Origin of the sequence: Methanobrevibacter sp., assembly GCF_045646205.1 — an archaeon.
In the GTDB taxonomy this organism is placed as follows: domain Archaea; phylum Methanobacteriota; class Methanobacteria; order Methanobacteriales; family Methanobacteriaceae; genus Methanocatella.
The window spans coordinates 1-19,237 of sequence record NZ_JAZRKF010000046.1; the positions used below are offsets into that span (position 1 = coordinate 1).

The following is a 19,237-nucleotide window of genomic DNA, read 5'->3' on the forward strand; positions in this document are numbered from 1 at the left end:
CCTATGGTAAGCCACGTACTTTGCGATTTCTTCATCCAGAGTTGTTTTGTTAACTTTATTTAAAACTTCAATTGTAGATTTTCCTGACATAATTTATTATTTGTCATTCATCTATAATAAAAGTTTGGTAACTAACTATAAACTGTATTCTTATTTGTTCGTTACTATTCGAATGTTTACTTATAATGTAAATTTTTATATAACATTTATTCCAATTAATTAAATGATGAGGTATGTAACTAAAACCGACTTGAGGATTGTTGCAAGAAATTTGGGAATAATCATGGTGGGAATTGGAGTAATGTGTTTAATTCCCTTACTGGTCGATGCAATCTATTTTGAATTTGATTTAGTTAGTTTTGCAGTTCCTGCATTAATTTCAATCGGGATCGGATATTTTTTCATGAAGTATTTCGAAAAGACAACATCCAAGGTAAAGCTAAAGCACGGGATGCTGATTTCCTCTTTTGCATGGTTCTGGGCAGGCATTATCGGAGGACTTGTTTTCACGCTTTCAACAAACATACCTGTCATCGATGGAATTTTTGAAAGTGTTTCTGCATTAACGGGAACAGGAATAACGATATATGAAAATGTGGAAATATTGCCTCACAGCATACTCTTTTTTAGAGCTTTTGAGCAGTGGATTGGTGGTTTGGGAGTAATTGTTATTGTCCTTAGGTTTGTAACCAGTTCCGGTTCTATTTCCTCAAAGCTTTACCAGTCAGAAGCCCGTGATGAGAGATTAAAACCCAGCATTAAAAACACGATAAAAGCAACGGTGCAAATATATACTGTATATACATTATTTGGAATAATACTCTATGTCCTGGCCGGAATGCCTGTTTTTGATTCGGTCTGCAATACATTCTGTATGATTTCAACAGGAGGTATGGCGGTTAAAAATGCAAATATCGGTTTTTATCATAATGATTTAATATATTTCATTTCAATAATAATAATGATTCTTGGGGCTACAAGCTTTTTGGTCCATTATAAAATAATTAAAACAAAGGGAAAATCTCTTATAAGGGATTTGCAGTTTAAAATAATTTTATGTCTGATTGCATCCGTTACATTAATGCTTTATCTGGCATCCAATATTGTTCCGATGGAATTGCTGTTTACTGTGACTTCTGTTATAACAACAACTGGGGCCAGTGTGGCTTCGGTGGATGCAATGGCCGGATGGCCTTCATTTGTTTTCATACCTTTAATGTGTCTGATGTTAATCGGAGGTTCAAACGGATCTACTGTCGGTGCAATAAAGCTTTTCCGTGCGATAATATTTCTTAAGGGAGTATACCGCAATGTCAGGGTAATCCTGTCTCCAGTCAATAGGGTAATTCCTGTAAAACTAAACGGCCATCCTCTTTTGGAAGAAGAAATCGGACAGGCCAGTACATTCATAGCACTCTATCTGATGTTCATTCTCTTTACATGGGCATTGTTCTGTTTATTCGGCTATGATCCATTCAAGAGTCTCTTTGCAGCAATGTCTCTTCAGGGAAACAACGGTCTGGAACTGGGAATAGTAAACCACACTTTAAGTCCTGTACTGAAAATAGTTAGTATGATTGACATGTGGACAGGAAGGCTTGAAATATATCCTGTACTGATTCTATTGAGGGCAGGATTTGAAATTTTCAAAAGATAATCTTTGAATTGGCACTATTTTTATATTAATGTAAGTTCAAAGTATTAATCATGTCTAGAATTGATGAAGCTGTTCAATTGTTTGAAGGTAGTTATTTGTGCTCACAGACGGTTTTAACCGTATTCAGTGAGGAGTTGGGTCTTTCCAAAGAGAATGCATTTAAAATCGGAGCTTGTTTTGGAAGCGGTATGCGTCAGGGTGAAGTCTGCGGTGCATGCACCGGTGCGTTAATGGCTCTGGGTTTAAAATATGGTGAAAACAAGCCAAAATGTGATGAAGTATCAGATAAGTTTTTTGAAGAGTTTAAAAAAGAGAACGGTTCATTTATCTGCCGGGATTTGCTTGAATGTGATATCAGCACTCCTGAAGGTGTAAAGCAAGCACTTGACAATAATCTCTTTAGGGAAGTCTGTCCGAAGATGGTTGCCTCAGCAGTGGAAATAACTGAAAAAATCATGGATGAATAAGTGGCAGTTTAATTAATTTTTTGCTCAATTAAATTAATACTTTTAGATATTTCATATTAAATTAATTGTCATATCTCTTGTTAAACAAAAGTATTAATTTAGTTTAATTTTTTTCATTAACCTTATCTACATTTAATTAAATTATTTATACTATTTTGTATTATCTATTATTAATGGATTTGGCATGGAACATACTGGTTGGAAACGGAATCTCTTTTTTTGCAGGAATTTTTTTAATAATAAGCTACTGCGTAAATGACCCTAAAAAGGCGTATAAGCATCAGTTCTTAAATGCATTCATACTTGCAGTATCATCTGTTTTCTTTTATTCATGGACGGGTGTCGTTACAATGCTTATTGCTGCTTCAAGAAATGCAATGGTGTATTACGACAGACTAACAAGAAACTGGGTCATATTTTTCCTAATCGTGACAGTTGTTTTAGGTGTCTATGTAAATAATTTGGGCTGGGTTGGTTTACTTCCGGTTTTTGCCATAATTGAGATTACCTTATGCAATTACTTTTTAAAAGAGATAAAATCAATCAAAACAGGTTTTATAATAAATAGTGCGATTTATATTGTTTATTTCATGGCAATTCTTGATTTTGCTTCAGTTGCAATGGAATCAGTAACTGCATTAATAGGGCTTGTTTCTCTTATTCATCTGATTAAAGGCGGAAAATCTTAATATTTCAGTGTTTTCACGTAGTTTTCAAGTAAATCAAAGAGTTCTTCTTTTGTAGTTGTCTGGAATATTTTTTTCTTGATTTCCTGGCTTCCGTGGAGGTTTTTCATATAATATGCAGCATTTGTTCTTAGCTTATGCATCACAACCTTATCCTCGTAATTTCCGATAATCATATCAGCATGCTTTTTGAACATGTCCAGCTTTTCTCTTGACGGTACTCTTTCAGGCTTGATTCCATAATCAAGATAATCAATGCACTGTTTTATAATCCACGGGTTTCCCAAAACGCCTCTGCCGATCATTATTGCATCACATCCCGTCATATCAAGCATAGCTTTTGCATCATAGCAGCTTCTGATATCTCCGTTTCCTATTACTGGTATTGAAACGTTGTCCTTAACGTCCTTTATGATTGACCAGTCTGATGGTATGTCATATCTTTGCTGTCTTGTACGTGGATGAACGGCAATGGCTGAAGCACCGGATTTTTCGGCGATTTTGGCTATTTCAACCGCATTGTTTTTATCCCATCCGCTTCTGATTTTTACTGTAACCGGAACGGATACTGTATCTTTAACGGTTCTGATAATTTCTTCTACTTTTTCTGGACTTTTAAGAAGTGCGCTTCCGGCTCCTGACTTTACGGCCACTTTGGTTACCGGACAACCCATGTTGATGTCAATGATGTCTGGGTTCATGTTTTCGGCAATGTATGCTGAAGCGCTTTTAAATGATTCTGCATCTGATCCGAAAATCTGCTGCGCAATAGGTCTTTCAAAATCAGTCATTTCAAGCATTTCTCTTGTTTTTCTATTCAAATGCATGACTGCTCTTGTTGAAACCATTTCGGTTTCTATCAGTCCGCAGCCCATTGACTTGACTATTCTTCTGTATGCGGAATCGCAGATTCCAGCCATCGGCGCCAAAACTACCTGATTATCAATTTTGACGTTGTCTATTTTCCATTTCATAAATTACACTTTGTAGTAATCCTCATCTTTTGCAGGAAGCTTTGTAAATATAATCGGCAGTATAATCAATGATGCAAGAAGTATTCCTCTTATTGCAATACTTACCGTATCACCTTCAGATAATGTATAATAAATTCCCTGCAGCCATAACAATGCAATACATACCGGCAATATGAATTTAATGACTGCTGTCCAAAGTTTTCCAACTTTAATGGTTGAATTTTCGTTTAATGTATTAACCAATTCATCAAAGTCATATACCCAGCCGAATATTATGCACTCGAGAAGCACTGCAAATAATAATGCGAAATTATTCAGGAATGCATCGAATATTCCCAATATCAGACTTCCGCAGCCTGTTGCAAATACTGATGAAATACATACTCCAAAGATACACACGATTGTTGCAGTTTTTTTACGTGAGAAATTGAATTTTTCGGATATTGAATAACATACTCCTTCAAGAAGAGCTATGATTGATGTAATTCCTGCAAATAATATACATATGAAGAATAAAGGCCCTATTATTTGTGAAGAAGGTCCCATTACATTCAGTACCTGTGGAAATACAACAAATGCAAGTCCAGTTCCTTCAGTTACCAGTTCATTGAATGGAAGGCCTGATGTCATTGCCATAAAGCCCAAAATTGAAAATATTCCTATTGAATTGAAGACTTCAAATCCTGAATTTGAAAATGCAACAAGAATAGCATTGTCCACCAGTTTGGAGCCTTTAGGCAGATAGCTTGCATATGTAAGTGCAATTGCCATACCTAAACTTAGGGAAAATACAATCTGGCCGAATGCGGCTACCCAAACGTCTGCTTTTGTTAATGCTGACCAGTCGGGATGCAACATTTGTGTATAACCTATTGATGCTCCAGGCAGTGTCAGTGCGTATGCAACGATTATTACAACGATTATACATAGTAACGGAAGCAAAATTCTGCTTACCCTTCCGATTCCGTCATTTAAATTGGTTCTTAGAATTGCCCATGCAGTAAACCAGATGATTATGATGGCCGTTAATACAGCAGGTACGATGGTCGTTATTCCGCTTATGGAATCTACATCATGTAAAACGCTTTGTGAGAAGAACATGTCGGGATTTGCTCCCCATGCTTTTGTAAAGCTTAAAACAACATAAATCAAATCCCATCCTACAACACAGATATAATATGTGGTTATCAAAAAGACGATTGATAAAACCAGCCACGCTACGGGCTCTAATCTGTTATGAACTCTGTATAAAATCTTTGATAGGGATGTTTTGAATTTGTATCCTACTGCATATTCCACTAAAACAAATGAGATTCCTAAAAGGAATAATGATACGATATATGGTATAAGGAATGTTCCTCCACCGTGGGAATACATAACGTTCGGGAATCTCCAGATATTTCCAAGTCCGACAGCAGATCCAATCATTGCTAAAATAAATGTTAGATTGCTGTTCCATTCATTTTTCTGGCCTGTCATAATTAATCACTTAATTATATACTTTTGATAATTCTTTAATATATAATTGGTGATTAAAGGTCTGTGAATGCATTGATGGATAAAAATTAAAAAAAGAAGTGAAATTAGGATTATAATCCTAATCTACCTAATACGTCATTTAAGGAAAAGCCGCCTGCATTGTTTCCAACAAATTCGGTAACTTTATTTGTATAATTTTGAACGTCTCCTTGTACTGCTTGAACTCCTCCAATACTTGTAGCAAGGTTTTCAATACTACTGTTAGTCATGTTAATATTGTTGTTGACTGTGTAGTTGTAAATAATGTTCACGATAGTTGTGTGGTCAGTTATGTTTTCTTTTTGAACTGTATCTTTAACATCATCCACTAATTTGGTCAATTGATCAGCAGTAACATTGTCGTTTTCAACGATTTCTGCTTCTGTGTAGATTTCTTCGTTTGCAGCCTGTTTTACTGTTTCGGGAATTTGTACATCAGTTGCAGCTTCGTATGAATTCATAATTCCAGTAAGTGCAGATTCACCGGTTGCAGATACAGGACTGGTTACATATACGTGTCCATGGGTGATTCCAGCGGATTTTAATGCTGAAATGTACATTTCTGCAGTAATTGTGGTGATTTTTGATTTGTCCACAGTTACTTTAATATTTCCTTGTTCGCTTAAGTCAACCAATGCAGAGGAGAATATTTGATCGGAAGTATAGGTTTTGCCTGTAATCGTACTTGCGACTTTATTTACTTCGCCTGCACTAATAATTTTAGATTCTATATTTTTTACATCAACATGTGCTTGCTGATTAAAGAAGTTATCCACAATAGACTTATAATTTGCATTATTGTAAGTCGTCTCACCATAGGTAATTACTTTAGTGTCTGATTGAGCTGAAAACCCAATAGGTAAAGCAATACCGACAATAACAATTGATAATAGTATTATACCAATTAAAGATTTGCGCATATTTTCACCTCTAAATTATAATTATAATAAGTAGTATTTAAATGTATATGTACACAAGTTGTGTTTATATATAAATGCTTTAAAAAGGATAGTATAATTAAAGGTGTAAAAGTGATAAGTGACGAAGAAGCTATTGAAATGGCTCACAATATTGAAAAGATTAACATAGATGTTAAGAAAACAATTGAAAAAGCAGTAACTGCAGGTTATTTGGGTGTAGAGCATTTTTACTGCAGTGTACTTCAGGAAGGTAATTATACTACTCCGATTGACAGATTGTTCGGTGAAAATCTTCCTAAAATGAAATTGGATAATTTTTACTTTGACATTATTTCAAAAGCCCTGGATGATGAGGGAATCTATATCTCACTTGCATACTGTAATGGTGAAATGAGAGTTTCTCCCGAAAGAGTGGATGAGATAATAGAATATGAGGACTATGAACTCGAAGAGGATGATTTGTATTTCTTAAGACAGCATGTAATGGTCACATCTGAAGCCACAAAAATCTTTAGGATATATGAAGAGGAAGGAATTCCCGGCCATAAGCCAACGGATGATTTGGGTTTGATGGTTAAATATGAAGACGGCCAGTATTATTCATACTTTGCTGTTAGATCAACTGATTTGTGCATGTCTGCCCTTCAGGTATTTCCCCTCAGTCCGGAATTGCCAAAAGAACATGAATTTTCATTGATTAATCCTATAAATAAGGTCCTAATTGAAATGATGATGGATGTCATTGTCTTGGCTGAATAATAATATTATTATAATATTAAAATATAACTTAATAATATGATATTTTATGGAGATGAAAAATGTTAGAAGAATTTTTACCATTTGTTGGTTTGATTATTTTTGGAAACATTGAAAACCTTATTTTGGCATCTCAGGGTGTTGTAGGCGGTGTTAATCCTAAGGTTTTAGGTTTGTTGAGTATTTTTATTGTAATTATTTGGTTAGTCATTGGTTTTGTCGCAACAGATGTTGCAATGCAGTATTCCCAGTACATTACATTTATCGGCGGTCTGGCTATTTTTATATTAGGTATTAAATCAGTAGTCGATGCCATAAGGCACATCAAACAAGTCAAAAGGGGTGAATAATTATGGTGAATTTAAAAGATTATGCTCCTTTTACAGGATTACTTATTTTTGGAAACATTGAAAACCTTATTTTGGCATCTCAGGGCGCAGTTGCTCACGTCGATCCATTTATATTGAGTGTATTAAGTATAATTGCTGTAATCATATGGCTATTGATTGGAACATATGGAACAAAAATGGCAATTAAGTATGCTGACTACATTGAAATATTCGGTGGTGTGGCCATCATTATTTTGGGTATTCAGTCCATGCTTGAAGCAATGGGTTTATAGTTTTAAAATAATATAGGGAAGCTCTTTTGAGCTTCTATAATTTTGTTTTTATAGCTTTTATTTGTTTAATGTCAATTTCTGTCATTTTTGATACTTCTTCAACATTGTATTTTTTTAGCATCCTTTTAATAATATTTTCCTCACCTTTTTCTATTCCTTTTTCTATTCCTTTTTCTATTCCTATTTCTTTTCCACGTTCTTCGGCTCTTGTTAGTTCGCCGTCGATTATTGCATCTCTTAGTTGTTCTTCGAAAGGTTTCATGTTTATTGCTGACATTTTTAATTTCCTCGCTACTATTTTGATTTTTTCAGGGTTTTTAAGATATTTTCCAGCCCATAATATCAAACATTTTCTGGCAACTCTGGATAATGGGTAGGAAATTAGTAATTTGTCGTATATCAGTGATAGTTCGACAATCAAATCTTCTTTAGTCATGTTGATTCGAAATGTTGGCATCCAGATCAAATCAATTACATCAAAACTGGTGATTTGTTTATTGTTTTCTATTTTGTATTTCAAGTTATTTAATCTTATCTCACCATCTATCTGTTTTGTTATGAAAAAATTTGGGCTATATACATCTTTATAATTCAAATATAATGCTTTGTTTAGAGGTAACTCTCCCGTATACATGATGAACTGTTCAACATTTTTAGTGTAGCACTATATAATGTTGTCATGTATTCGTTGTCCCTGGCCAATTTCTCTTTTGTTAGTGAAGAGTGATGTTCGATATTAATCAAATTACCGTTTTTTCGTTCAAATACTAAATCCAGATTTAAATTTTTATATGCTTCAGATAAAAGTTTTGGATGGGCTTTGTTTTTGATGTCTTCGTATGATGTGATGTATTGGGGGAATTCCGGTATGCCTATAACACATTGGTTGAATATACTGTCTTCTGTGTTATGTTTGTTTGGAAAAATATTTGTCATTTTATCACCAGTTTATTATTGTTTAGATTGATATAAATACTTTTTCTTTCATTTAAAGACAATATTGCTTTCATATTGTAATTTTACTTTGTTATAACAATATTTACATTATATTGTAAATTTTAAATGCTTTTGTAATTTTTTTCTCTTGTGTGAATTTTACTGCCTCAAGGAAATATTCATATCATACAATTTCATTGGATAAATTTGTCAAGTGAAATTTACCTTTACTAAATTATATATATTATGTAATTTATAAATTACACTTATAGTGGCTATCTTTAAATACTACTATGATTTTATAATTAGCGCAAAAAGGGGGTGAAAATATCAAAAAGTTAGGTAATAAGTTGTTATTTGTTCTTATGATATCGCTAATGCTTATGTTTTCTTTAAGCGCAATTTCTGCAGAGGATAATTCAACTTTACTTGCATCTAGTGCAGATTCTCCTGGGCTATTGCAGGCATCCAATATTATTAACGTTCATGTAAGTGATTCTTACGTGCCTCAGAATAATACCTGGACCGAAGACGGGGTCAATCTGGCTAATGCAAATGTTTCAGTTTATGATTCATCTAACAATTTGGTATTTTCAGGATTAACAGATAGTGAGGGTAATGTTGTTATTTCCAATTTGAACTCAGCAAGTTATGATGTTGAGATTAAATATTCTACATATGAATCATATCGTCAGAATGTGGATTTATCAGCTAAAAACACCGAAGCTATTGATTACATGTTCATTCCTGATATACTGCTGTTGGTGGATTATAATTCCCACAACGAAAAAGTTGATATATTAATGGAAATGTCAAAAAGAGTTGCTTACATAAGTACTACAAACTTTGATCTTACTAGGGAATGGTTAATAGATTATGCTAAATTCATTCACCTGGACATGTTTAATGAAGGTTCATACCATACTCTTACTGGTGAATACTTGAAAAAGATTTTAGAAACTTCACCGGCTAACATTAACTATAATGTGGCTTATACATTCGGTGTTTATTCAGAAAGTATTCTTAATGCAACCGGAATACATATCACAGGTGCAAGTGCAGCAAATAATACTTACCATACAATAGAAAATACTTATGTCGGTTCTTATTTCCAGGCTGAGGATATTGAAGATTCCACAGTTTTAGTTACAAACATGGAAAATTATCTTAAATATGTATATTATTTAGTTGACCCTTCCAAATACACAAATCCTACTTTGGATGAAAACAATGCTCCATTGATGAGTCCTGAATGTGGTTTTTACCATCCGGATTTAGGAATATACACTATTGTTCCTGATGGAATCACAATCAATAACTGGATTAAAAACAATCCTGGTTATGACGCAGATGGACATGGAAGTCTCAACTGGATGACCGTGGATTATCCTAATTGGCTTGAAAATACATTGGACCCTACAACTCTATTCAGAACATTTGAAAAAGATTATATTGGCAACTTTTCTCCTGGAAAGCCATTCATAGCTATTGCTACTTACTATTGCGGTGGCGGCGTAGTTGATGCTTTAATCAGAAGTTACGAATCTCAGGGTAGAGCAGCTTTCAACGTGTTTAAAACTGGTACTATCCCACCGATGGCTTCAATCTTGAATAAGATTACCAATGTATCAACCGTTGGTATTTCAGCTATTACATCACTCTATAGTTGGTCTTTAAATTATGCAAATGGTTCTGCTAGAGGTGATTTGGAAGATATTGATCTTGCTGTATTGAAAGGTGTTTATGACATTTCCGAAACAAGTTATCTCAATGAACTCGGTCCTCAAATTGAATGGACTTTCTCAGTAACCTATCCAAGTTTCGAAGGTGTATACGGACCTATCGTTTTATCTTACGTTGACGGTATGGGTAAATCTCATGTCATTCAGTCAGGTGTGGATAAAATGGTTAAACTCAGTTCACAATGGGCTGAATTAAAGGAAATGGATAATGCTGATAAAATTGTTTCAATCATATTGTATAACTACCCGCCGGGTAAGGCAGAAATTGGTGCATCATACTTGGACGTATTCCAAAGTACTTATGACTTGATTTTCCAATTGGAAAAAGCAGGCTATAATGTCGGTAATATATCAGATATTCCTTCATTATACGATTTGACTGAATTGATTGTTCAGTTCGGTAATAAGGGAACTTGGGCTAAAGGTTTATTAAACGAATATGTTGAAAAACACTTTGATGAATTGATGGCACACCACCAGTTAATTGATTTGGATGAATTCTATAGATTGACTGCACATATCAATCCGTCCTTATATGAATGGATGATTGACCGCTGGGGTGATGGTCTTGGAGAAATCATGGTTTACAATGATACATACATTGTTATTCCAGGATTATGGTACGGTAATGTCTTTGTTACTTTCCAACCTTCCAGAGGATGGGAAGAGGTTCAAAATTACCACGACTTAAGCTTACCTCCTCATCAGCAATATGTGGCATTCTATGAATGGTTAGATCAAGTAATCGGTGCCGATGCGTTAATCAATATGGGTACTCACGGAACTCTTGAATGGCTGCCTGGTAGAAACATCGGTGTAATGGAAGGAGACTGGACTTTCGAATTGACCTTGACTCCTACAGTATATCCTTATATTGTTTCCAACCCTGGTGAAGCAATGGTTGCCCGTGACAGAATTGCTCCATTAATGATTACTCACATGACTCCTGCAATGGTTTCATCCGCATTATACGGCAATTATACTCTATTATATGAATATATTGCTCACTACAGAGACCAAGTTAAACTCAACGTATCAACAAACGCTGAAGAATATAAGGCTTTAATCATCGACTTGGCTCCTTCATTAGGTTATGGTGTATATAATGAATCAAATCAGACCTTTGATGAATATGTAGCTGAATTGCATTCCTACTTGGAAGGTATGCAGGATGATTTCTATACTTATGGATTGCATAATTTGGGTAAAATTTTAACAGGTTATGAACTCATTGAAGAGGTAATTACTGTTACAACTTCTCAAACCAGGATATATAATCATATCTTAGCTCATTTCTATCCTGAATTGGCTAATATGAGTTTCTATGATGATATACGCCACCATGAGGAATATTCTTTAGTTGAGGAAATGGTAACATCATTCTTAAAAGAATATGTTACTGCATTGGTTTGCGGTACATCAGTTGAAAGTTTAAACAAGGAGTATAATATTCCTGTCGGTTCTGCCCTTTATAACGATACCGCTTATGCTGCAAGTGTTATTGTTAACATTGAAAACAATAACGAATGGGCTGCAATAATTAAGGCTCTTGAAGGTGACTATGTCCTTGCAGGTTTATTTGCAGATCCTTCATACGGAGACTCCATTCCTACAGGTTATGACGGTTACGCTTCAGATTCAACAAAAATGCCTTCCAGGTCCGCTTACGCATCAGCTATTAAAATAGTTAATTTGCTTTTAGCTGATTACATGGAAGAGCATGGTGAATGGCCTAAATTAACAGCATTAATCCTTTGGGGTACTGAAATTTCAAGAACAGAAGGAATTGGTCTTGCAGAATTCTTATACTTCTTGGGATGCAGACCTGTCTGGACTGAAAACGGAAAAGTCATTGGCGTTGAATTGCTTCCACTAGAAGATTTAACAGTTCAATTGCATAATGGTAGTGTTGTCAACAGACCAAGAATTGACGTATTTGCAAGTATCGTAACCAGTAACAAGGATTGGTTAACCTGGTTACTTACAGGAGTCAATCTCGCGTTAAACGCTCCGGGTGAAGACTTCTCACAAAACTACGTTAAACTTCATTACAATCAAACAGGTATTCTCGACAGATTATACGGTCTTCCGGGAGCTATTTTGGAAGGTACCGGTATGAGTAATTTCATTCCAAGTACAAATGACTGGAACATAGAAACAGTCAACGATGAAGCATCAAGTATCTATCTTGATAAAGTTTCATTTGCTTGGAATATGGATGAAAAAGGCAATATTGTCGTAACTCCTCAAAAAGAAGCTTATAAAACATTACTCTCACAAGTCGATTTGATTACTCAGAACTTCGACAGTACCTGGAGATTTATTGATTCAGATGATTACTACGATTGGTTTGGAGGATTATACAATGCAGCACGTACTCTTGGTGCAAATCCTGACACTTCATTTGTAGATATCAGAAATCAGAACAACTATATCTCAAGAACTTATGAGGAAGAATTGGACTTTGAAATCCGTAGTATGATTTTAAATCCTAATTACTACAATCCTTTAGTTAACTCACAGGCAGGTTCCTTGTCTTATGCTAAAAATATGGAAAACCTCTACGGTGGATTAATTTTAGGAGGAGGTAAGTTAAACGCTCAGCTAGGTAATCAGATAGCTAACACCTACAACGGTTTAACTGGCACTGTCCAATCAACTGCTCAGGCTGCTGCATGGCAAAGTATGGCTGCTTGGATGTTCTATCTAAATGATCAGGGTGTATGGGACGGAGATACTCAGGCTGTACAGGAATTGGCTAATAACATTATTAATATGGCTACAATGTATGGTGTTGCATGTTGTCACCACACCTGTAAGAATTTGGATTTCAACATGAAAATCATTCAGGCAAGTTCACTTTCTCCACAGAAAAAGGCAGAATACGCTGAAATCTTATCTCAAGCTACTTTAACTGATCCTTTATATGTGATGGAAGACGCTCCTACTGACGGTGACGGTCAAAGTGAGAAAAATCCTTCATCCGAGGAAATGTTAGTTAACGGAACCACAGAAAATAATGGTGAAGCTTCAGGTTCTGTTGGAGGTGAAACTCCTGTTGGGGAACAGCCATCCACTTCACAAAGTGCTGATGCAAGTTCTGCTTCTCAAGCTCAATCCAGTGATTCATCATCAAGTGATTCCGCTGGTGAAGATGCTTCTCAAGCTAGTGATTCCCAAGCTTATGAAATTTCAAAAAGTTCTCCTGCCAAATCTGCAAGTGCAGAATCAAGTATGCCTATCGTTGTAATTGTTGCTATCGTTGCTTTGATTGCAATATTCCTGGTCGGTTATACTCGCAGAAATGATGATTTTGATGATTATTAAAATCATCATAATTTTTTCTTTTTTTTCGTAATTTTTATATATATTTAATTTACAAAACTATACTTATAATGCATTTTTTTAGTCAAATGTGTGTTATAAATTTGTGATGTGATTAAATATGAATAAGAAAATTAATATGGTTTTAATCTTATTATTACTTTTAATCGTTTCATTGGGTGCTGTCAGTGCAGCTGACAATTCTAGTGAAACATTAAGTGTTAATGATAATACTCAAGGCGATGAGATTTTAACCGCTACAAACCATACTGTAACTGAAAAGACTTACAGCAATTATTTCTCCGCTAAGGGAGATATGAGTTCTTCAGTTAACTCTGGTGATACTATAATATTAAGCGGTGACTTCTCAGGCAAGAACTTTACAATTAATAAACAGATTACTCTTACCAGTTCTGGAGGTACTATTAAAAACGGTGTTATAACACTCACCAAAGACGCTTCCGGTACTGTTATTAGCGGTTTAACAATTAAAAATACTAACAATTATCTTTATGGAATACATGTTAACGGTGCAAAAAACTGTGAAATCCACGATAATTTCATGAACAACACCGGTCAGTCTTCCTATTGTATTGTTTTAAATAAGGATTCTGATTTTAATAAAATTGAGCACAATACACTTTCATGTTATGGTGAAAGTTACGGTCACGGTACAAGATCTTGTCCGGTTATTCTTTTAGGAAGTGCTGATAACAACTACATTGCAGACAATGAAATTTATTGTGCCGATGCAAATGCAATCTATTTATCAAGCTATGGCGGAGGTCTGTTTAAAGGTGGTGAATCCTTTAATAATATAATTTACAATAACACTATTAGATACACTACCAGAACAACTTCATGGGCATATGCTGTCCAATTGATGGGTGGAAACAACACTGTTGATTCAAATAAGATTTACGGTGCATACAGAGGTGTTTCATCTTCAAATTTCCCATTAAATAAAGTTATCAATAATTATATCTTTGTTGACGGTACTGATTTCGCTTCAGGTGCACATACTGGAGGAGATTATGCTATTGCTCTTGCATCTAATGCAACCATTAGAAACAACACCTTAACAGGTATGTTTGTCGGTGCAGCAGTTTCTGCAGGAGACAATTCTGTAATTGAAAATAATATTATAAATGCTTCAGCAGGATACGGTATACAGGCAAGCGGAGATAATATTAAGATTGCTGAAAATACCATTAATACAAATACAAGTGCTGGTGTTTACCAACAGGGTAAACAATCCGGTATCGTCGTAGACAGAAACACAATTGTTTCCCAAAGCGGTATTGGTGTATATCTTTCCAAATCATCCAAAACCAAATATCCGTCAAACATTACCATTACAAACAATCAGATTACAACATCAAACCAATATATGATTAATGCTGCAGATGCAGATAAAAATACCTGGGTAATTGAAAATAACGTTGGTACAGGTAAAATATTAACTCCTTCAGGTGAAGTCGACCCGTCCGCTCCGGATTTCAATTTCAATGGAACAATCCATAATGTAACTCCGGCCAATTATCACAATTTCATTGATGGTGACGGTAACTTGAAAAATGATTTCGTTCATGATGGAGATATCCTAAACTTTTCAGGTACTTTTGAAAATAAAAAGATTTATGTTACATATAGTGTTAAATTAACAGGTAAAGATCCTGTATTTATCAATTCAACCATCTGCGCATTATCCGATTCAGTATGGATTGAAAATTTAACTATAATTAATAAATACACTAACCATAACGCATGGGGTATTTATGTAACCGATACAAATATTGTTAAAATCTTAAACAATGACATTACCGTTTATGATCCAAAAACAGCTTATACAATCTATGTTCACAAAGCTTCAAAAGTTTATATTGAAAACAACACTTTAACCTCTCACGGTGAGGCTTTAACATACACTCTGCTTGGAGACGGTGCTGAAGAATGTGAAATTACGAATAATGTAATTAACTGTATCGGCACAGGCGAAATCTATCCGTTTGAAAATTCAAGAGACATTAACGGTAACTCTTCTGAAGTTTGTATTGCTCAGTGCATCTGTTTAGGTGACACTTCAAATGATTTCTGTCTTGACGGAACCAACATCGTTCCTGAATTATACAGAACCTACGGTATTTTAATGATTCATTCATCCAACAACACCTTAACCGGAAATGATGTGCATGTAACTTCCCTTGTCGAAGAGTCAAACATTTTCAATTCAACCAATTCACTTGTAGGTATTGATTTCTACTATGACTGTGACAATAATGTAATTTCAGACAATTTTGTCCTTGTAGAGGGTTTGGATAATTATTTATATGGTGTTGGAGCTATTGCTCATCCTACAGGAGGATCCGGAACCACAGCTATAAATAACATTTTCAAAAACAATGAAATCTATGTAAGAGGCGGATACATGGCTGAAGGTATAGTCTTCGGTCCTGGCTGTAACGGCACTCAGGCTTTAAACAATAATGTTACCTTAACTGCTGAAAATGTAACATACGGTGTAAACCTTGAAAGTTCCTTTGATTCAATCATAAAAGACAACTTTATCTTAATGGACTGTGATGTTGTTTATGGTATTGAAGCATACGGATCCGACGGTAATGTAATTGAGGATAACGTCATATATGGTGAAGGAAAACTCGTTTCAGGCTTTGTAGGTATTAATACTAATAATAACACAATTCAAAACAACATCATTACCTCAAACGGTACTGATTCCAGTAAAAATATTACTCACGACGTTATTAAAGCATCAAATTCAGGTGTCTATCTTGAAGGAGCATCAAAAGGAAACTTGATTGACTCAAATATCATCACTACCGAAATCGGTTATCCTGTTGTATTGTCTGATGATTCAACCGGAAATACAGTAACCAACAATTATCTCAAAGGTGAAAAAGGTTCCGGTGATGAAGGTGTAAACGGTTCAGCTTCAAATACTGTACATGACAATTACGCATCAACATTCGATAATTTGGTTATGGATAACGTAACTGTAGAATACAGAGGAAATGCAACCATAACTCTTGAAAATGATAATGAAGGTGAAGGAGCTAACGTTGAATTTAAATTAGGTGATAAAGTAATTGGTAACGCTACAATTGTGGCCGGTAAAGCAACTATAAGTTATGTTTTAGATAAAACCACTAATGTTGGAAATTACACAATCACTGCAAGAGTAAGCAAATACGGTTATAGAACTGAAGAAATCACTTCCCAGTTAAGTGTTGAAAAATCAAACATTACAGTCACTGTAGATGATGTAAAAGCAAAAGTAGGTTCTCAATCAGAATTTAAAGCTACATTAATTGATATCAACAACAATCCTATTTCCGGTGCTGAGGTTAAATTCTATAGAAATGCCCAATATATCGGTTCAGGTAAAACCAATGGAAACGGTATTGTAACTATAAATGCCAATATTCCTTCTTCTTTAAAAGGTAATTTCACCATCTTTGCTATTGTTGCTGAAAGCAATAATTACAGACAAAGTTCAGGCGAAGGTAAATTGATAATCGCTGGCAGAAACTTAACAAAACTTTCCGTAGACGATGTCACTTTATACTGTAAAGACGGAACCAAACTTGTCGGACAGTTAACTGACGGTGATGGTAAGGCTTTATCAGGTAAAGCTCTTTCAGTAATTATTAATGGTCAAACACTAAAAAGAACCACTGATTCAGAAGGTAAATTTGGTGTGGCAATTAATTTAGACCCTGGAGTCTATCCTGTAGAAGTTAAATTTGACGGGGAGTCCTATTATGAACCGGCAACTGCTAATGCAACAGTTACAGTAAAACCAACCATAGTTGCTGATGATATCACATTGATGTATAAGAATGGAACAAGATTCTACGTTTCCCTTATGAAAGATGGAAAACCAATAGCTGGTGAACTTATCTATTTAAACATCAACGGTGTTATTTACACCCGTACAACCAATGCTGAAGGTAGTGCAAGTATAGCTATTAATCTTGATCCTAACGAATACATTGTCACTACTACAAGAGCAGCTACCGGCGAAATGAAAAGTAATAAAATCCTTGTAAAATCATTGCTTGTTGAAAACAATGACGTTGACATGTTCTATAAAAACGGTACACGTTACACTGTTAAAGTTATTAAACAGGACGGTACTGCTGCAGGTGCAGGTGAAGTCGTTACATTCAACATTAACGGTGTCTTATACGAACGTAAAACAAATGATCAAGGTATTGCAGGTCTAAACTTAAACTTAGAACCAGGTGACTATGTCATTACTGCAATGTATGAAGGATGTTGTGTTGCAAACAATATTAAGATTAAACACGTATTGCATGCAGAAGATTTGACTAAAAAATATGGTACTCCTGATCAATTTACTGTAGATGTTGTTGACGGTCAAGGAAACCCATTAGCTAATGCAAATGTTACATTCAACATTAACGGTGTTTTCTACAATCGTTTATCCAATGCTACAGGTACCGCTAAGTTAAACATTAACTTAATGCCTGGAGTCTACATTATCACATCCTCCTTCAACGGAGAAAACATCGCAAACAAAGTAACCGTCACTAGATGAGGTTAAACTTTTTAACCTCTCTTTTTTTCTTTTTTTGATGATTTTTTGGTGCAAAAAATAGTTTTTAAAGTTTAGGTATATGTTTCATGGTGAAACATAACCTAAAATGATTTTTTTATTTTGTAACACGGGAGATGTTACAATGAAATGTTTTGTTAAAAAAAATATTTAAGCATTTCTTTATTTTAGAATGCCTAAATTTTCGTAAAATTAGGTATGCTTAAACTTTTTTCGATTTTGCTTATCGTAATAGGATTAATTGAAAATTGATATTTGATGTTAGCAATTTTTTCTCTTGAATTTTCACGCAAAATACTTGAAGAAAGCTATCATTAAAATGTGTGATGTTATATTATCTTTGATAATTTTATAATGATTTTTTAAAATAATTAGTTGTGGATATTAGTTAACACTTAACGATTCGTGTGATGTAGATAACTAAATTAAATTTTCATCTTTTCGGCTTTCCAAAAGATTTATAAATATTTTTTAATATATTATCGAGTGTCTAATAGACATTAAATGGTGTTATTATGAAGTTAAATAAAGAAAAACTTGCAGTAAAAAGAGACGAAAACAAAGTAAAATTCGAAGAAAAGAAAGCTCAGGCAAAAATCAAACGTGAAGAAAGAAAATTAGCTTTCAAAGAAAGACGCACTGACAAAAAAATATCTTCCCACATTGAAAAAGCTATCAAAAAAACTTATAAGGCTGAAGATAAAGCAGAAAATGAAATTGTTAAATTGTTAGAAGGCGTTGATGCAGATATCGAAGCTGAAGAAAAACCTCTTGAACTTATCATATTCAATGCAGAAAACAAATTAGAAGAAATTGTTTTAAACGCTCAATTGTCAATGGTAAAAGCTAAAAATGAGTTATTCAAAAATCTTGAAAAAGACATGGATGATGTGGCTGAATTAGTATCTCTTGAAGAAGATCTCGCAGTCGTTAAAGATGAAATGGCTGAAGTATCAACTCTTTTAGATGAAAGAATTGCAATTGAAAAAGAAACTTTGGAATTATAATTTTAGAAAATAATTGTTGAAATTTAAT

14 protein-coding genes are annotated in these 19,237 nt (G+C 34.4%); 9 read left to right on the top strand and 5 right to left on the bottom strand.

Annotated features, from left to right (window positions below):
- Positions 1-223 precede the first annotated feature (223 nt).
- The 3 genes from ACKI44_RS08470 to ACKI44_RS08480 all read left to right on the top strand — a co-directional run bounded on the left by ACKI44_RS08470 (position 224) and on the right by ACKI44_RS08480 (position 2,813).
- Positions 224-1,657 carry a TrkH family potassium uptake protein gene (locus tag ACKI44_RS08470; RefSeq protein ID WP_407423416.1) on the top strand — a complete coding sequence of 478 codons (1,434 nt, stop codon included), beginning with the start codon at positions 224-226 and terminating at the stop codon, positions 1,655-1,657.
- A 50-nt stretch (positions 1,658-1,707) separates the two neighbouring features.
- On the top strand, positions 1,708-2,124 hold the full coding sequence (locus ACKI44_RS08475) for a C-GCAxxG-C-C family protein (protein ID WP_407423418.1): 417 nt from the start codon (positions 1,708-1,710) through the stop codon (positions 2,122-2,124).
- Positions 2,125-2,297: 173 nt separating this feature from the next.
- The gene (locus tag ACKI44_RS08480; RefSeq protein ID WP_407423420.1) at positions 2,298-2,813 is read left to right on the top strand and encodes a YgjV family protein; all 516 of its coding nucleotides are present in this window, start codon (positions 2,298-2,300) and stop codon (positions 2,811-2,813) included.
- On the opposite strand, the gene dusB is transcribed toward ACKI44_RS08480, so the two are convergent.
- The 3 genes from dusB to ACKI44_RS08495 form a co-directional block, all read right to left on the bottom strand.
- Positions 2,810-3,784, bottom strand: coding sequence for a tRNA dihydrouridine synthase DusB (gene dusB / locus ACKI44_RS08485; protein ID WP_407423422.1), 975 nt, complete (start codon positions 3,782-3,784; stop codon positions 2,810-2,812). The two genes, ACKI44_RS08480 and dusB, sit on opposite strands and share 4 nt — an antisense overlap.
- A gap of 3 nt (positions 3,785-3,787) precedes the next feature.
- Entirely contained in the window at positions 3,788-5,263 is a 1,476-nt protein-coding gene (locus ACKI44_RS08490) for a sodium-dependent transporter (protein ID WP_407423424.1), read from the bottom strand.
- A gap of 110 nt (positions 5,264-5,373) precedes the next feature.
- Positions 5,374-6,222, bottom strand: a complete 849-nt coding sequence (locus tag ACKI44_RS08495; RefSeq protein ID WP_407423426.1) for a DUF1002 domain-containing protein — start codon at positions 6,220-6,222, stop codon at positions 5,374-5,376.
- A gap of 111 nt (positions 6,223-6,333) precedes the next feature.
- Between ACKI44_RS08495 and ACKI44_RS08500 the strand changes: the two genes are divergently transcribed.
- Genes ACKI44_RS08500 through ACKI44_RS08510 form a run of 3 tightly spaced genes read left to right on the top strand, consistent with a single transcriptional unit; the run spans position 6,334 to position 7,600 of the window.
- Positions 6,334-6,981 carry a hypothetical protein gene (locus tag ACKI44_RS08500; protein ID WP_407423429.1) on the top strand — a complete coding sequence of 216 codons (648 nt, stop codon included), beginning with the start codon at positions 6,334-6,336 and terminating at the stop codon, positions 6,979-6,981.
- 59 nt (positions 6,982-7,040) lie between these two features.
- Positions 7,041-7,328 carry a hypothetical protein gene (locus tag ACKI44_RS08505; protein ID WP_407423431.1) on the top strand — a complete coding sequence of 96 codons (288 nt, stop codon included), beginning with the start codon at positions 7,041-7,043 and terminating at the stop codon, positions 7,326-7,328.
- Between the two features lie 2 nt (positions 7,329-7,330).
- On the top strand, positions 7,331-7,600 hold the full coding sequence (locus ACKI44_RS08510) for a hypothetical protein (protein ID WP_407423433.1): 270 nt from the start codon (positions 7,331-7,333) through the stop codon (positions 7,598-7,600).
- Positions 7,601-7,634: 34 nt separating this feature from the next.
- Here ACKI44_RS08510 and ACKI44_RS08515 read toward each other — a convergent pair whose 3' ends face one another.
- The gene (locus ACKI44_RS08515; protein ID WP_407423435.1) at positions 7,635-8,234 is read right to left on the bottom strand and encodes a hypothetical protein; all 600 of its coding nucleotides are present in this window, start codon (positions 8,232-8,234) and stop codon (positions 7,635-7,637) included.
- Positions 8,210-8,536, bottom strand: a complete 327-nt coding sequence (locus ACKI44_RS08520) for a hypothetical protein (RefSeq protein ID WP_407423437.1) — start codon at positions 8,534-8,536, stop codon at positions 8,210-8,212. The genes ACKI44_RS08515 and ACKI44_RS08520 overlap by 25 nt, the downstream gene beginning before the upstream one ends.
- 383 nt (positions 8,537-8,919) lie before the next feature.
- On the opposite strand from ACKI44_RS08520, the gene ACKI44_RS08525 reads away from it, so the two are divergent.
- The 3 genes from ACKI44_RS08525 to ACKI44_RS08535 all read left to right on the top strand — a co-directional run bounded on the left by ACKI44_RS08525 (position 8,920) and on the right by ACKI44_RS08535 (position 19,209).
- Positions 8,920-13,605: a cobaltochelatase subunit CobN gene (locus tag ACKI44_RS08525; RefSeq protein ID WP_407423439.1), complete on the top strand. Its 4,686-nt coding sequence runs from the start codon at positions 8,920-8,922 to the stop codon at positions 13,603-13,605.
- A gap of 118 nt (positions 13,606-13,723) precedes the next feature.
- Positions 13,724-18,184, top strand: a complete 4,461-nt coding sequence (locus ACKI44_RS08530; protein ID WP_407423441.1) for a right-handed parallel beta-helix repeat-containing protein — start codon at positions 13,724-13,726, stop codon at positions 18,182-18,184.
- Positions 18,185-18,717: 533 nt separating this feature from the next.
- Positions 18,718-19,209 (top strand): hypothetical protein, encoded by a 492-nt coding sequence (locus ACKI44_RS08535; protein WP_407423443.1) that lies wholly within the window; start codon positions 18,718-18,720, stop codon positions 19,207-19,209.
- The last annotated feature ends 28 nt before the right edge of the window (positions 19,210-19,237 follow it).

What these genes read in the sequence shown, in the direction of transcription:
- ACKI44_RS08480 (WP_407423420.1), top strand. Translation starts at nt 2,298, where the DNA reads ATGGATTTGGCATGGAACATACTGGTTGGAAACGGAATCTCTTTTTTT.
- ACKI44_RS08505 (WP_407423431.1), top strand. Translation starts at nt 7,041, where the DNA reads ATGTTAGAAGAATTTTTACCATTTGTTGGTTTGATTATTTTTGGAAAC.
- ACKI44_RS08515 (WP_407423435.1), bottom strand. Translation starts at nt 8,234, where the DNA reads ATGTATACGGGAGAGTTACCTCTAAACAAAGCATTATATTTGAATTAT.
- ACKI44_RS08520 (WP_407423437.1), bottom strand. Translation starts at nt 8,536, where the DNA reads ATGACAAATATTTTTCCAAACAAACATAACACAGAAGACAGTATATTC.
- ACKI44_RS08495 (WP_407423426.1), bottom strand. Translation starts at nt 6,222, where the DNA reads ATGCGCAAATCTTTAATTGGTATAATACTATTATCAATTGTTATTGTC.
- ACKI44_RS08535 (WP_407423443.1), top strand. Translation starts at nt 18,718, where the DNA reads ATGAAGTTAAATAAAGAAAAACTTGCAGTAAAAAGAGACGAAAACAAA.
- ACKI44_RS08510 (WP_407423433.1), top strand. Translation starts at nt 7,331, where the DNA reads ATGGTGAATTTAAAAGATTATGCTCCTTTTACAGGATTACTTATTTTT.
- ACKI44_RS08530 (WP_407423441.1), top strand. Translation starts at nt 13,724, where the DNA reads ATGAATAAGAAAATTAATATGGTTTTAATCTTATTATTACTTTTAATC.
- ACKI44_RS08525 (WP_407423439.1), top strand. Translation starts at nt 8,920, where the DNA reads ATGTTTTCTTTAAGCGCAATTTCTGCAGAGGATAATTCAACTTTACTT.
- dusB (WP_407423422.1), bottom strand. Translation starts at nt 3,784, where the DNA reads ATGAAATGGAAAATAGACAACGTCAAAATTGATAATCAGGTAGTTTTG.
- ACKI44_RS08470 (WP_407423416.1), top strand. Translation starts at nt 224, where the DNA reads ATGATGAGGTATGTAACTAAAACCGACTTGAGGATTGTTGCAAGAAAT.
- ACKI44_RS08475 (WP_407423418.1), top strand. Translation starts at nt 1,708, where the DNA reads ATGTCTAGAATTGATGAAGCTGTTCAATTGTTTGAAGGTAGTTATTTG.
- ACKI44_RS08490 (WP_407423424.1), bottom strand. Translation starts at nt 5,263, where the DNA reads ATGACAGGCCAGAAAAATGAATGGAACAGCAATCTAACATTTATTTTA.